Below are 15,367 nucleotides of genomic sequence, written 5' to 3'. Positions count from 1 at the left end.
TTTATAAGATTTTTTATGAAAACACACCACTATATCACCCTGATTCCAGAAATCAGCTACCAGCACGGCGTGCAACAGGCCATCATCTCTCCCGGTTCCCGCTCAGCGCCGCTGACCCTGGCTTTTTCCCGCCATCCACACATCCATTGCCATACCGTGGTTGATGAACGCAGCGCCGCTTATCTGGCGCTGGGCATGGCGCAACAGTCACAAAGCCCGGTGGTTTTAATCTGCACTTCAGGCACTGCGGCCTTAAATTACGCCCCTGCCATCGCCGAAGCCTTTTATCAACAAGTACCGTTGTTGGTGCTGACGGCAGATCGGCCCGGTGACTGGCTTGACCAGCGTGATGGACAAACCATCCGGCAAACCAAGCTTTATGGGCCACATGTCAAAACATCTGCGACATGGCCGGTAGACTTAAACCACCCTGATGCCTGCTGGTTTGCTGTCCGCATTCTGTCGGATTTGCTAATCAAGGCTAAACAGCAAGCATCTGGCCCGGTTCACCTGAATGTACCGCTACGGGAACCCTTGTACCCCGAACCCGGAGAATTACCGGGTTTGCCAGAAAAATTCAATATTATTCAGGCACCACTGTGTCAAAGCATTGTCTCAGAATCGGCATGGCCTGCATTAATTGATAACTTTCAAAATGTGCAGTCCATTTTATTGCTAAGCGGACAATTAACCCCGCAACCCGCATTGGCAGAGGCTGTCATCGCACTGGCAAAAAAATCTGGCAGCGTGATTCTGGCTGAGCTATTAAGCAACCTGCCACCGACAGAAAGCGTCTGTCAGTTATCGGATCGCAGCGCAGCAAGCTGGTCAGCCGAGCCGCCGGAACTGCTGATTAGCTTTGGTCAATCGGTTTTATCCAAAAAGCTAAAAAAACTGATTCGACAATACCCCCCCCGGCAGCACTGGCATATTGAAGCAGGCGCGGATATTGCTGATACTTTTCAGTCCATGACTCAGAGAATTTCAGCCGATCCAGTTTGTTTTTTTCACACACTGCAAAAAAAAATCAAACCCCAGGCTTTGAACCCGGTTGCCAAACGCTGGCAAATGGTACATCAGGCCAATCAATATTTTATTCAGGATGCTTTCAAGCAACAGCCCTATTCAGAAGCCGAAGCAGTTGCGCAGCTCATCCAGGCCATGCCATCTGGCACCCAATTACATCTGGCTAACAGTCTGAGCGTGCGTTATGCCTGCTTATTGGGTATTGCACCGCCACAGGGTGCGGTGTGGGCTAACCGTGGCACCTCAGGTATTGATGGCTGTCTGGCAACGGCGATTGGTCATAGTTTGTTATCGGATAAGTTACACTTGCTTATTATTGGTGATATGGCATTTCAGTATGGCCGCAATGCGCTTTGGCTGGAAAAAATCCCCTCCAATCTGCGTATTGTGGTTTTGAATAATGGCGGTGGCAGAATTTTTGAAATGCTTGATGATTGCGCGAAGCAACCAGAGTGCGAGGAATATTTTGTCACCCGGCAACAGTTAAACTGCCAACAAATTGCCCTGGAATATGCTCTGGCCTATCAACGTGTGACAACACGGCAGGCAGGTTTGCAGGCAGCAAAGTGGCTGGCTGAAAATGCAACACAAGCCAGGCTTGTTGAAATCTGTTTAGCACCAGAGGACAATAAAAGGGTTTATCTCGCTTTGAAGCACGCACATGATACTTGAAAAACAATACGCTACGCTGCCAGCACTGCAAGCCAACTGGCGCAGCATGAAACTACAATTTCAATTTCCCGGCACAACCTCACGCGGCACCATGACCGAGCGCCAGATTTGGTTGCTGCGTATCCACAATCGTGCTAACCCGGCGCAGTTTGGTCTTGGCGAAGCCGCGCCATTGTTTGGCTTAAGCCCTGAAACCTTGCCGGAAATGCCTTCCCAACTGGCGCAATTCTGCCATGATTTACACTGTCATGGCACCAGGGCTGCGCTGGCAGCAATAAGCCAGCCATCCATTCGTTTTGCGGTTGAAATGGCCTTATTAGACTTGCTCGGTGGCGGACAACGAATTTTATTTGATTCACCTTTTGTGCAGGGTAAACAAAACATTCTGATTAACGGCCTAATCTGGATGAACAATACCCAAACCATGCTGGCAGCGATTGAAGACAAACTACAAGCAGGTTTTTCCTGCATCAAATTAAAAATCGGTGCATTAAACTGGCAGGAGGAATATCACATGATAAAAAACCTGCGCAGCCGTTTCAGTGCCTCCGAAATAGAAATTCGCCTGGATGCCAATGGCGCATTTTCAGCCGATACCGCGCTGGACAGGCTCAAGCAACTGGCACAATATGACATCCATTCCATTGAACAGCCGATTGCGCCGGGGCAGCATGAGTACATGGCTAAACTGTGTCTTGATTCACCGATTGCTATTGCCCTGGATGAAGAACTCATCGGCATTGACAGCACGGAACAACGCACCCGCTTGTTAGAAACGATCAAACCGGCATTTATCATCTTAAAACCCACGCTACTGGGTGGTTTTGCTGCAACGCTGGATTGGATAAACTGCGCCAAACAGCAAGATATAGGCTGGTGGCTGACTTCCGCGTTAGAATCCAATATTGGATTAAATGCCCTGGCACAATGGGCTGCGACCTTAAACACGCAAATGCCACAAGGTTTGGGAACGGGGCGTGTTTTTCAAAATAATATAGTCTCGCCACTGGTGCAGGAAGGCGAGTGGCTGCATTATGCTCCAGAACGGCCCTGGGTACTGGGAAATCCTTAATGCAGATGGGTTTAAGCTTAAATGGTATTTATTATGATCCCGCCGCCTTAATCGCATTAATAAGCCGTGAACGGGAACAGACTAAGCTACCTGCCTGGAAAAACGATATTTATCAATTTTTACAGGCATGGTACGGGCCGGATGAACACATTAGCCTGCAAACCTCCGGCTCCACCGGCCCGGCGCAAACCATTACTGCGCAAAAATCACGCATGGCGAGCAGCGCCCGCGCAACCTTGGATGCTTTAGGCATTTCCGGTAAAGGCAAGGCATTACTAATTTTACCGGCAAGCCATGTGGCGGGAAAAATGATGCTGGTTCGTGCCATTATTGGCGGTTTGGATTTGATTACGCTGCAACCCAGACTAACCTGGCAGGCCATGAATATTCCACTTCAGTCATACTGTCTGGCTGCTGCCACGCCCTCACAATTAATGGGACTGATGCAGACCAATAAAAAAAACCGTGGCGCAGTAGATCAGATTAAACATTTATTGGTCGGCGGCGCTGCGCCGTCACCGGCATTAGAAAGCTGGCTTTGCCAATGCAAAAACCCGGTTTATCTCACCTATGGCATGACGGAGACCTTAAGCCACGTTGCTTTGCGCCGTCTTGCGCCAGCACCTGCAAGACCATACTATCAGGCATTGCCCGGTATTCATTTTGAACAAAACCAGGAAGCCTGTCTGATTATTCATGCACCCGCATTATGTGACGGGCCATTGCATACCCGGGATCAGGTAAAGCTGTATACTGCAACAAGTTTTCACTGGCTGGGGCGGCTGGATTTTGTGATTAACAGCGGTGGCTTGAAGTTTCACCCGGAGCAGATTGAAGCGGCATTATTTCCCGTTATGCAAAAATTGAAGCGGCGTTATATGATAGTGGGTATCAATGATAAGCAATTGGGTGAATGCCTGACATTGCTGCTTGAGGGGCAAGACCTGGAAGAGACAGCGCAAACACAGTTATTGAATGATTGCAGCAAAGTGAGTCAATCGAAATATGCTTGCCCCCGGCAGATTAAAACCGTGTCCCAATTTAGCATGACGGATAGCGGCAAGCTGGATCGGATGCGTACCTTGTTGGCTTATCATAAAGGCATCTAAAACATGAGCATTTGGTTCCAGCCCGTTACAGTGGCGCAATTAAATAAAGACTTTGACAGCGCCATGATTCACCATTTAGGCATCCAGATTAGTCAGATACAGGATAACGCCTTAATCGGCACCATGCCGGTGGATGAGCGAACCCGACAACCTTTTGGTTTGTTACATGGCGGGGCTTCTATGGTGTTAGCGGAAACCCTGGGCAGTCTTGGCTCTTATTTGTGCGTAGACTCCAACCGGTTTTACCCGGCAGGTCAATCCATTTATGGCAACCACATCAAAAGCGTTGCTGAAGGTATTGTTACAGGTATGGCAAAACCTGTTCATCTGGGTGGAAAAAGCCACCTTTGGCAGATTGAAATACGGGATAATCAAGAGGCGCTCATCTGTACAGCCCAATTGACCACCCGTATTCTGACTCAAAATAATTTAAAACCACAACTTTGAAGCTTCACAATTGGGTTGCTTACTGGCAAGCCGGTAATAAAATACCCAAGGCTTATCGGCCTGATGCGTTGATTAAGTTAATAATTGTCGTCTTATCCAATGCTTCCGGCGACAGGTCGATATATCCATCATCCTCTGGTTTCTCATCAAGCACAGATGCTCCTGCCATACGCAGAATGGTTCTAAAATCCAGCGTATAAACCATGCTGTGGAATAAATACTCACGGGCATAGGTGGTGTGTGGATTATGGCTGGCGGTAATGGAATTGCCAATGCTGATATTGGCAAAATACATACGATTTTCATTATCTATATTTACAATCAAGCCGATTACATTTTGTTTTTTACTGATATTAAGCTCAGTGCAGGTAACGATATTATTGGGGTTTACCATATAGTTTTCACCAAATTTCTTCGCCATCTCACGGGCAGCCAGTATTTTCATTCTAACCTCATCGCCTTTGTTGAAATTAAAATAATTCACCATCAATAGTTTGGCTTCCCCGATATTTTTTTTGATATAAAACAGTTCAGAAGCCCCGTGTGGTGGCGGGGCATCGGTCATGTCGCCGGAGAACAGCAGATTAGCCTTATCCGAGCGATAGGCCGCGTCCCAGCCAGTCTTACCACTCAGACCAATCGCAGATAAATCCAGATCAACCCGATTTTTGCTATTCACCCAGTGGATACCGACAATCAAATCCTGTGGCACTGCAACATAAGTACCTGTGGGCAGGTTGCCGGTAAATTGTTTTTCTGTTGCTGGCAGGGCGTAATGAACGTGTTCCGGGATATAAATCAGCTTGTTTTCAAGATTTTTGCGCAGTTCATCGGTGATGGCGGCAAGCACCGTATCAAGCGCTTGTTGTGTTGTTTGTTCCAGCGTGTCCGACCAGTCAAATTCAGTGGCCCAGCCTCGACCATTACGCACACGGTAAACAATGGAATTTCCCGCATGAAGACGGTGGTTTAGCGCATAGGCCAGACGGATTTTACGGAAAATGGGGGCTTTGTTCAAAACAGCCGCAAGCCTGTTCAAATCTAAAGTATTTTGCTTGATTTGGGCAGTTATACTATTCAGGTAGTCCACCGGGAGCGGACGATGTAAATGCTTTGCCTGCTTGCGCAAGTGGTTGAAAAATGACTTATTACGCGAGATGGACTTCATCGCCAGGAACAGGGGTTTGAAGCGGAAGAAAATAGCTGCCAGATTGTCCGGTGCATTTTTCAATAATTCATCTAAAAATTTGCCATTTGCGCTTTTGATTTTCTCAATCAAGGCATTGTTCTTGATGAGCAGGGATTCATCCGTCAGTTTACTGAGCAGATGCCGCAGAAATTCTTCTGGATCGGACGGCACAATGCCATAGTGGTCGTAAAGCAAGGCTTTTAATTCACGGTTTTGTATTTTTTCGATAAAAGTTTGTTGGTAAGCATTGGCTGCGACAATTGCCATCATGTCATCCAGCGTTGCCTGGGACAGTGCAATACCTGAAGCCAAATCAATAATTGCATTAAGAATTTCATTGGCATCCATCGCCTTAATCATAATTAAGGGTATATCGTCTTTGAGCGCGGGAATCGCTAATTTTTCGTGGGGAATATAAACCCTATCCTGCTGATACAGGCCGAGCGATTCAAAGCCATAGGTGGTGACATAGTGGATAAGTTGCTGAACAACCAGTGATTCTATTGAGGATTCCTGAATGACTTTCCAGGATTTATGGAAAGCGGCATTGGCTTTTTCGCCGGAAAATCCGATGATGCGCTCAATAGTCTCCAGTAAGCAGGCATCTGGATGGATAGCGGGATCGAGGACATAACCGTTTTTGAGTGTTCGCGCCAAAACGGACTCTGGCATATCCTGCGGTTGCTTGTTTTCAACCTGAATCGCGTTAAATAATCGTAATACGGCATCCATAGCTATCCCCTTAATAATTGCGGGGAAGGCAGGATTTGAACCTGCGACCACCGGCTTAAGAGGCCTGTTAAGGAACTCTCGGTGCCATCGGCGGAGAGTAATACGGTGCTCTACCAGACTGAGCTACTTCCCCAGGCGCGGGCGGGGCGTAAATACTTTATTCAGAAGTGTTAAGGAACGCCGTTTGCCCACGTTTAATAATATAGCATAAAGTTTATTAGCTTGTTCTCGGACAGCCTTCTAGTTTAAAACCTGGAAGGCCTGGTGGAAACAGGCGCATAGTGAGCTATGTAACTGTTTACACAACGCAGAAGCCGGATAAAAAGATAAGTGCGTTAGTTATTTACTGACTATTCCTTAGCTGCTTTAATCAGTGAAACCAGGCTATGGCCTGTCATGACTGCGGGAATATCCATGCCCATCAGCGTCAGTATGGTTGGCGCAACATCGCTTAATGCCCCGGATTTCACCTCAGTCTGGCGCGGCCCGACATACACGAAAGGTACCAGGTTGCTGGTATGCGCGGTGTGCATTTGTTCGGAGTCGGGATCAAACATTTTTTCTGCATTGCCATGATCGGCGGTAATCAGCATTTCACCACCGACTTTGGCGCTGGCTTTCAGAATTCGGCTCAGACAGTGATCAATGGTTTCCACAGCTTTAATACCTGCGTCTATATTGCCGGTATGCCCCACCATATCAGTATTGGCAAAATTACAAATAATGGCATCGTAAGCCTGATCGGGCTGGCTGTGGATACGTTCTATCGCAGCAACCAGATGATCGGTGACTTCGATGGCACTCATTTCCGGCTGCAAATCATAAGTTGCCACTTTTGGCGAAGGAATCAAAACCCGATCTTCACCGGGGTAAACGGTTTCTTCTCCACCATTAAAAAAGAAGGTAACATGCGCGTATTTTTCAGTTTCAGCAATGCGTAACTGACGCATACCCGCGTTGGATAACACTTCACCTAAAACTTGCGGTAATTGCTCAGGCGGATAAGCCACTGCGCAGTCAAGGCTTTTCTGATATTGTGTCAGAGAGACAAACTGGCTGAGTTTAGGCTGGCACTGGCGCTCAAAGCCTTTAAAATCCTGTTCCAGAAAGCAACGGCTGATTTCCCGGGCGCGATCAGCACGGAAATTCATAAAAACCACCGCATCACCATCGGCAATCCGTACCGTTTCTCCCACCAGGCTGGGTTTTACGAACTCATCATTTTCATGACGCGCATAGGCCTGCGCCAAGGCTTCTTGTGCTGTATCTGCGTGGTAATGCGCAATGCCGCAGGTTAGTAAATTATAGGCTTGCTGCACCCGATCCCAGCGCTTATCCCGGTCCATGACGTAATAACGCCCGACTAAAGAGGCGATGCGCCCTGTACCCAGACGCTTAAATAATTCTTCCGCACGTTTTACGCTGTTGCTTGCGCTACGCGGTGGCGTATCACGCCCATCCAAAAATGCGTGCAGGTAGAGTTTTTCCGCGCCTTGTTGCACGGCAAGCTCAAGCATGGCAAATAGATGATCTTCATGGCTATGTACGCCGCCAGGGGATAATAAACCCATGATATGCACGGCTTTACCTTGTTCAGTGGCGGCTTTGACTGCTTGCTGGAGTACCGGATTTTGCTTAAAACGCTGGTTTTTGATTTCCTGACCAATACGTGAAAAGTCCTGGTAGACCACGCGTCCCGAACCCAGATTGAGATGCCCGACTTCAGAGTTACCCATTTGTCCTTCCGGCAGGCCAACGGCAAACCCGGAAGCATCCAGAAAAGCATGGGGATTGCTTTCCCATAACTGATCCCAAACCGGTGTATTTGCCTGGGCAATGGCATTATACTCAGCTTGCTCAGAATAACCCCAACCATCCATAATTATTAGTGTTAATGGGCGGCAGGTTGGTTTCATGTTTTAATTCCTTAAATTAGTGATGTCCGGTGGAAGCTGCGCTTAAAGCGCGTTTAAGCTGTTCTATTGATAACAGATTCTGTTGTGGCTTTGTGTTGCCTTGAAAGGGTGCCTGGGAGCTTGTTTGCACTTGCTTAAGGCATCTAAACCCTACTATTATAACATAATGCAAATGACACAATTATTGCGTTAGCTTACCTAAGGAGTGAGGATGAAATAAATACAGAAACTGGGCGCAGGATTTTTATTCATTTTCAAGGCGTGAAAACAGGCGCATAGCAAGCTATGTAACTGTTTTCATAACGTAGAAAATGGAGAAAAAGACCAGCCAAGTTGCTGAAGTTATAAAATTCTCACTCCTAAGCATTTGCCGACAAATACACACATAAAAAAACCGGCACGAGGCCGGTTTTTTTATGTGTGGGAGAACTTACCCAATTACAACAAAGGTACCATCATCAATGCCACAATATTGATGATTTTGATCAATGGGTTGATAGCAGGGCCTGCGGTATCCTTGTAAGGATCGCCAACAGTGTCACCAGTTACCGCAGCTTTATGGGCTTCGGAACCTTTACCACCAAAATTACCATCTTCGATGTATTTTTTGGAGTTATCCCAGGCACCACCACCAGCGGTCATGGAAATTGCCACAAACAAACCGGTTACGATAGAACCCACCAGCATACCACCTAAAGCTTCCGCGCCCAGGGTCAAACCAACAACCACAGGAGCCAGAACAGGTAATAAAGAAGGTACAATCATTTCACCAATAGCGGATTTAGTCAGCATATCAACTGCTTTAGAATAATCCGGTTTCTGGGTTTTATCCATAATACCCGGCATTTCCTTGAACTGACGGCGTACTTCAATCACCACAGAACCCGCTGCGCGACCTACGGCTTTCATTGCCATTGCGCCAAACAGGTAAGGCATCAAGCCACCGATAAACAGGCCGATAATCACCATGTGATTAGACAAGTCAAAGGATAAGGCTTTTTCACCATGATGGCTGAGTTCGCGGGTATAGTCGGCAAACAGTACCAGGGTTGCCAGACCGGCAGAACCAATTGCATAGCCTTTGGTAACGGCTTTGGTGGTGTTACCCACTGCATCCAGTGCATCAGTAGTTTCACGAACAGACTCATCCTGATCGCTCATTTCAGCAATACCACCGGCATTATCAGTAATCGGGCCATAAGCGTCCAGCGCAACAATGATACCAGTCATGGATAACATGGCGGTTGCAGCAATCGCAATACCGTAAAGTCCTGCCATTGCATAAGAAGCATAAATACCAGCGCAAACTGTCAGTACGGGTGCAGCAGTTGCCTCCATAGACAAAGCCAGACCGGCAATAACGTTGGTGCCGTGACCGGTAGTAGAAGATTCAGCCAGTTTTTTAACCGGGCTGAATTCTGTTGCAGTGTAATATTCAGTAATAATTACCATCAGCGCAGTAATGATCAGACCCACAACAGCGGAGCCAAACAGTTGCATTACGGTATAAGGTTGACCTTCACCGCCCATCATCCAGGCAGTAACCGGATAATAAACCACCAAGGAAAAAGCAGCAGAAATAATCAAGGCGCGATACAACGCAGACATGATTTTTGCGCCTTCTTTAACGTGTACAAAGAAGGTACCGATAATAGAACCGATAATGGAAACTGCACCCAGCATCAGAGGGTACAATATGGCATTAGGGTTATCATTAAAAATGGATAAACCCAGAATCATGGTCGCAACCACGGTAACGGCATAGGTTTCAAACAAATCAGCCGCCATGCCCGCGCAATCACCCACATTATCACCGACGTTATCGGCAATAACTGCTGGGTTACGTGGATCATCTTCAGGAATACCTGCTTCCACTTTACCTACCAAGTCTGCGCCAACATCAGCGCCCTTAGTGAAAATACCACCGCCAAGACGGGCAAAAATGGAGATTAAGGAACCACCAAAAGCCAGACCAACCAGTGGTGACAGGCTGACAGCCTCACCTTCAGGGGTCATACCCAGCAATACCGCATAGAAACCAGCAACGCCTAACAGCGCAAGACCAACCACCAGCATACCGGTGATGGCACCGCCACGAAAGGCAACATCCAGCGCAGGGTTAATGCCCTGTTTAGCTGCTTCTGTAGTACGTGAGTTAGAACGCACGGAAACGTGCATACCCACAAAACCGGTTAAGCCGGAAAGTATTGCACCAATGGCAAAACCGACAGCGGTTAAGGTACCCAGCGCAAAGAAAATAACGACCAGCAATACAAGACCAACGATACCGATGGCCATGTATTGGCGTTTCAGATAAGCGGAAGCACCTTCCTGAATAGCTTGAGAGATACGTTGCATCTCACCATCGCCAGGGGAGCAGGCAAGTACTTTAAAAATAGATACGACACCATAGCCAATCGCTATGAGTGCGCATACCAGAATGATAAGCAAGGATAATGGCATGTTTTCTCCTTATGAGAAGTTGGAAAATAATAAACCTGCCTGATACTTGAACATTCCGGGTGATCAGACAGCTTTTTCTGGCAAAACTTCAGATCGAGCATTAGGATCATCTCATAAACCTCTGTTATCAGCTATTCGTGAAAACTAATGCGTCTATAAAATAAAACGATAAATCATTTTTTTCACCTTATTTAAGGCCGTTTCAGTTTTGCGATGTTTTTGGCGTATAGATAGCGGGTTGACCGCCACCACGTAGTTTGGCAACTTTTTGAGCCAGTTCCGCGAGTAACTGTTGTAGTTCGGCCTGTTGTGCCTGCTGTTTTTTAATAATGTTTGTTTTTTATTGGGGGTGATGTCGATACCTCCAGAGATTCGATAATTACCCCTCTTTGCTTGGCGCTCATGTCAATTTCTTTTAAGGAGTGAGGATGAAATAAATGCAGAAACTGGGCGCAGGATTTTTATTCATTTTCAAGGCGTGAAAACAGGCGCATAGCAAGCTATGTAACTGTTTTCACAACGCAGAAAATGGAGGGAAAGACCAGCCAAGTTGCTGAAGTTATAAAATTCTCACTCCTAAGTGAATGACAGTGATTTTTTAATCAGGATAAAGATAAAAAAATAAGAAATCGATGCTTTTTCTGGAAATTGCTGTTAAAAATAGCTATGTTTTATTTTCTCATACCAAAAAATAGAGAATTATCATCATGCGCACTCTCCCCCTTTTCAGTTTATTTTTTTATTGCTTTTTCCTTGCTAGCAGCGCTGCTGCCATCGAAGTCGAAACCTATGCTTATCTGAAAAATGAAACCGCAATTTTTACCCGTAGTGGCGCTGTGATTGGGCAGCGTAACAGACATTCAGGTGCAGCAGAACCGCAACATCGCAGTGGTGATTTCAGTAAACTGGAATTTTCCGCCAACTTATTTCTTAATAGCGAACTGACTGAAAACCTGTCCGGGCATATGCAACTAAATTTTGCTTATTATGATGAAGGTGAGCATGACAACCTTAAAAAACATCATACGCTTTACAGCCAACAGGATTATGTACGTGAAGCCTATATTGATTACACGTTGGGGGAAAATACCGATATTCGCCTGGGTAAGCAGCAAGTGGTGTGGGGCACGGCTGACGGGGTTAAGTTGCTGGATAAGCTCAATCCCACCGATTATCGTGAGTTTTTTCAAAATACACCGGAAGAGGCGCGTATTCCAGTGTGGATGGCAAAGCTGGAACAATCCATAGGTGACACCGGTAACTTACAATTATTAGCAGTGCAGGCCGTGCCTAATCGCATTCCCGGCTTGCAAGCAGGTGGCGAAGCTGGACAAGCGTTTATGACCCGGGGCGTGGACGCCATTACCGGGCCGGTGAATGGCTTTACCCATATCACCCCGGCACTGGGTAACACCGCGTTTGCTTTTGGACAATTTGCCGCAGCGTTCACAGGCGGTTTATCGGGGAAATTAGAAAGCGTAGGCGGCAATACGTTTACAGTGCAGGATTTTATTAATGGCAGCAGTCCATTTTGTCCAGGGGGCAAACCAGTTGCGGATGCAGGCATACCGGCAACAATCAATAGCTGTGCAAAATTTTTAGATTTTGTCGCGCAAACGCCGGGTCTGGGCGGCAATGAAAACGTAACCAACCTGGTGGAAGCTGAGTTTGATGCCAGCCAGCCGGATAATACCTTTGAATATCTGGCGCAGGCTTCATTTTCCACGTTTGATAGCTTTTCTCAGGCACAGACCCGCTACCGGCGAAAATATCCAAATGATGAGCAGGTGAATTTTGGTTTGCGTTATCAAGGTAATTGGCAGGATCAGGTCAATTATTCTTTGAATTATCTTTATCATTATGATGCCAATCCAGTAGTGAATGTACACTGGGAAGACCCGCAGGGCCAGCGTTTACAATCCTTTATCACTGACCAACAGGGGGTGACGGGGGATACGGTACGCACCGTGCGCCTGCGCAAAGATGATGGCAGTGTATTTAATGCCCGTGATCCCCTGGCGGAAAACGACGGCGTTGCGACATTGGTATTTGAAGAATCACTACAACGTATACACAGCATAGGCGGGTCATTTGATACCCAAGTTGATAGCAAACGCTTTGGCTCCATTATTCTACGCGGTGAAATGGTCTATGAACACGGCGTAAAAACCCCGGTGATTAATCGTGATGCACTGGCGATTGGTGATATGGCGCAAGGTTTAAGCACCGTATCTGCGGATTTCTTTAAATATGCAGTGGGCGCGGATATTACACTACTCACCAACCTGACGGTGGGTTTACAATGGATACAGTTTATTAATCTGGATTATATTGATGAAGCGGGTAATGGTTATGCTCAGGGCGCAAATCAGGGACGTTACACGGCAGCACAAAGCACCATGCACCTGAGCAACAACCTGAAAAAAGCTGATAAAATGGAAAACTTTATCTCGGTATTTTTATCCAAGCCCTTTGGCGAATCCCAGCGCGGACGCGTGAATAATCTGTTTTTATATAAAAATGACGGGGGTAACTGGAACCGTTTAAATCTGGAATATGTCTTCAGCGACCAACTGCTTGGCACGGTGGAATGGAACCATTATTTTGGCAGTCGCAACAGCTTGTTTGGGCAATTGCACCAGGCCTCTAATTTTCAACTGGGCATACAGTATTTGATGGAATAACCCGCTTTATGCCAGTTTAGCCCGGATATTTATGCAATATCCGGGTATGTGTCCCCCCCCCTTGCCCTTAACCCGAAAAAATAAAAACTCATGACCATAGACCAAAAAAAACAACTCGAACAACAACTCTGGAACATCGCAGACAGCCTGCGTGGCAAAATGAACGCGGATGAATTCCGTGATTATTGCCAGGGAGGCTGCCTGAGAACACAAGACCTACTACAGAAAAGCTGGATTTGGTCAGATTTCCCCCTTATTTTCGTTAAATATACCCAATATTCGCCTCAAATAATGAAAAAATCTGCCTCAAACCAGCTTTCCCTCGCTACCCAAGTTTGCCACCTACTTCAAACTTCCCCTTAAAAACCAATGAGTTGAAATTTTTTTAGCCTTGTTATGGCACTACAAAGTTTTTCCTTGTCAGTTAGAAGATGGTGCGTTGAGAAATTCCAGCCTGGGAAGAAATGCCTAAAGCATCATAAATTTTTTGTTGTGAAGGTTCTGCCTGTGTCGATTTGCGCACATGGATGGTTTTGCCTTCACGATTGTTCATGGTTACGGTAATTCTGCTACGGGTGTGCAATAAGTTGCGTAGTTGTTCCCAACTATTGTGAATGCCTTTCGCCTTGAGCTGAGTACGTAGCGTATGAATCAGGTGATAGCTGAGTAGGCTGATGAACAAATGGCCACTGATACGCTTATCTTTTTGGTGATAGATGGGACGTAAACCCAATTCAGATTTTAAACTGCGAAAGACGGCTTCAAGATCGGTTAGCATGGTATAGGTATGCCATAGGGTGCTTTCATCCGAATCCTTCAAGTCTGTACGCAAGCAATAAACACCAGGATGTGTGGCCTGGCTGCCAGACTTCTCCTGGCGTATCCATTTAATGGATATGGCTTTATCACTATCCTTATCTTGTTCGACCGTAATTTGATAATGCTGGGCTGCACGAGAAAATCGTTGCTTGATGCGACCGATACGTTCCATAATGACCCCGTATTTTTTAGCGCGGCCTTTTATGCTTAGTCCATCATGTAGATATTGGAGCTGTTCTTCAAAACGCTCACAGACACGATTTTGCATCGCTTGTTCTTTTTTTTCACGGATTTTGGAATAGCAGTAGAGTTCAATTTCATCCGTTTCTTCGTTGACAACTCGCTGGACGCTGACTTCTTGCCCGGCTACTTCTTTGACGGTAACAGCCTGGTCTTGGTCAAATTGGCGATTGCGTTTGCGGCTGACGACCAGATAATGGTATTTTTTAGCTTTAAGCCAACTGATATTGTCTTCGGTGGCGATTCCTGCATCAACGATGATGATGGCTTTTGGGTTGGCATTAAGCCCTTTCAGCATGGTTTCCAGGGTTCCAGGTTCGGATGCATTACCAGGAAAAATGCGACTGCTACGGGGAAATCCACTTTTATCCAAGACCAATCCAAGTGTTACCAGAGGTGCGTCGGTACGTTTTTCTTTGGAACGACCATAGTTGCTTAGTTTACCGCCCTGAGATGCACCTTCAAAAAAGGTATTGGTCAAATCATACAAGGTGACGGTTTCCTCAAAGGAAAATAAGTTCTTTTCAGTACGGTAGAGCTGTTCTTCCAACTGGTCATGGTATTTCCATAACATATCTGAGGCTTCATAAAGTCGTTTTGCCGCCATGCCTTCGAAATCATAATCCAGCAGTTCACCTAAAGCACTGTGTTGTTGTAGCCACTCGTGGGTAGCCGCTTCGCTTGCAGGCTTGGTAATGCGCCCAATGATATTACCCAAAGCTGCAGCTATCTGGTGACGATTAAATCCCAATTCCTTCAAAATATCCCTCAAACCTAGTTGTTCTGCGGCATGAAGAGCTAAATCCTGAATCCGTGACGTAAATTCAAAAAAATTAAATAATTAACTTTATCAATACCTTCGCCACTAAGCAGCCATTTTTCTCTCATGAATCCTTCCCAGCACAGGAATCTCTGTAAATAGCTGCTCAATATTAATCGGTTTTACATTTTCAGGAAGTATTTTTAATACCTCCTGAGCGTAACGAATAGCGTGATGA

Annotated in this window: 9 protein-coding genes and 1 tRNA gene; 5 read left to right on the top strand and 5 right to left on the bottom strand. The window is 46.3% G+C overall.

What is annotated here, in order from left to right; genetic code table 11:
* Positions 1–15 precede the first annotated feature (15 nt).
* From menD to QUF61_RS01900, 4 genes are read left to right on the top strand one after another with little or no spacing between them, the layout of a single operon-like run.
* Positions 16–1,698 (top strand): 2-succinyl-5-enolpyruvyl-6-hydroxy-3-cyclohexene-1-carboxylic-acid synthase, encoded by a 1,683-nt coding sequence (menD, locus tag QUF61_RS01915; RefSeq protein ID WP_289680198.1) that lies wholly within the window; start codon positions 16–18, stop codon positions 1,696–1,698.
* On the top strand, positions 1,688–2,770 hold the full coding sequence (gene menC / locus QUF61_RS01910; protein ID WP_289680197.1) for an o-succinylbenzoate synthase: 1,083 nt from the start codon (positions 1,688–1,690) through the stop codon (positions 2,768–2,770). Before menD ends, menC begins: the two co-directional genes overlap by 11 nt.
* Positions 2,722–3,879 carry an AMP-binding protein gene (locus tag QUF61_RS01905; protein WP_289680196.1) on the top strand — a complete coding sequence of 386 codons (1,158 nt, stop codon included), beginning with the start codon at positions 2,722–2,724 and terminating at the stop codon, positions 3,877–3,879. The genes menC and QUF61_RS01905 overlap by 49 nt, the downstream gene beginning before the upstream one ends.
* 3 nt (positions 3,880–3,882) lie before the next feature.
* Positions 3,883–4,326: a hotdog fold thioesterase gene (locus QUF61_RS01900; protein WP_289680195.1), complete on the top strand. Its 444-nt coding sequence runs from the start codon at positions 3,883–3,885 to the stop codon at positions 4,324–4,326.
* 52 nt (positions 4,327–4,378) lie between these two features.
* On the opposite strand, the gene QUF61_RS01895 is transcribed toward QUF61_RS01900, so the two are convergent.
* The 4 genes from QUF61_RS01895 to QUF61_RS01880 all read right to left on the bottom strand — a co-directional run bounded on the left by QUF61_RS01895 (position 4,379) and on the right by QUF61_RS01880 (position 10,626).
* Positions 4,379–6,247 (bottom strand): hypothetical protein, encoded by a 1,869-nt coding sequence (locus QUF61_RS01895; RefSeq protein ID WP_289680194.1) that lies wholly within the window; start codon positions 6,245–6,247, stop codon positions 4,379–4,381.
* A gap of 20 nt (positions 6,248–6,267) precedes the next feature.
* Positions 6,268–6,380 (bottom strand) — tRNA-Lys (locus tag QUF61_RS01890).
* Between the two features lie 217 nt (positions 6,381–6,597).
* A complete protein-coding gene (gene gpmI / locus QUF61_RS01885; RefSeq protein WP_103921710.1) occupies positions 6,598–8,163 on the bottom strand; it encodes a 2,3-bisphosphoglycerate-independent phosphoglycerate mutase in 1,566 nt (521 codons plus the stop codon).
* A 438-nt stretch (positions 8,164–8,601) separates the two neighbouring features.
* Positions 8,602–10,626 carry a sodium-translocating pyrophosphatase gene (locus QUF61_RS01880; protein ID WP_103921709.1) on the bottom strand — a complete coding sequence of 675 codons (2,025 nt, stop codon included), beginning with the start codon at positions 10,624–10,626 and terminating at the stop codon, positions 8,602–8,604.
* Between the two features lie 707 nt (positions 10,627–11,333).
* Between QUF61_RS01880 and QUF61_RS01875 the strand changes: the two genes are divergently transcribed.
* Positions 11,334–13,310 carry a DUF1302 family protein gene (locus QUF61_RS01875; RefSeq protein WP_289680192.1) on the top strand — a complete coding sequence of 659 codons (1,977 nt, stop codon included), beginning with the start codon at positions 11,334–11,336 and terminating at the stop codon, positions 13,308–13,310.
* A 424-nt stretch (positions 13,311–13,734) separates the two neighbouring features.
* Here the strand turns inward: QUF61_RS01875 and QUF61_RS01865 are convergent, their stop codons facing one another.
* Positions 13,735–15,180: an IS1634 family transposase gene (locus QUF61_RS01865; RefSeq protein ID WP_455423527.1), complete on the bottom strand. Its 1,446-nt coding sequence runs from the start codon at positions 15,178–15,180 to the stop codon at positions 13,735–13,737.
* Positions 15,181–15,367 lie beyond the last annotated feature (187 nt).

This window comes from Candidatus Venteria ishoeyi, from assembly GCF_030378065.1.
GTDB classification, from domain to species: Bacteria; Pseudomonadota; Gammaproteobacteria; order Beggiatoales; family Beggiatoaceae; genus Venteria; species Venteria ishoeyi.
This window is presented reverse-complemented; position numbering and strand designations above follow the sequence as displayed.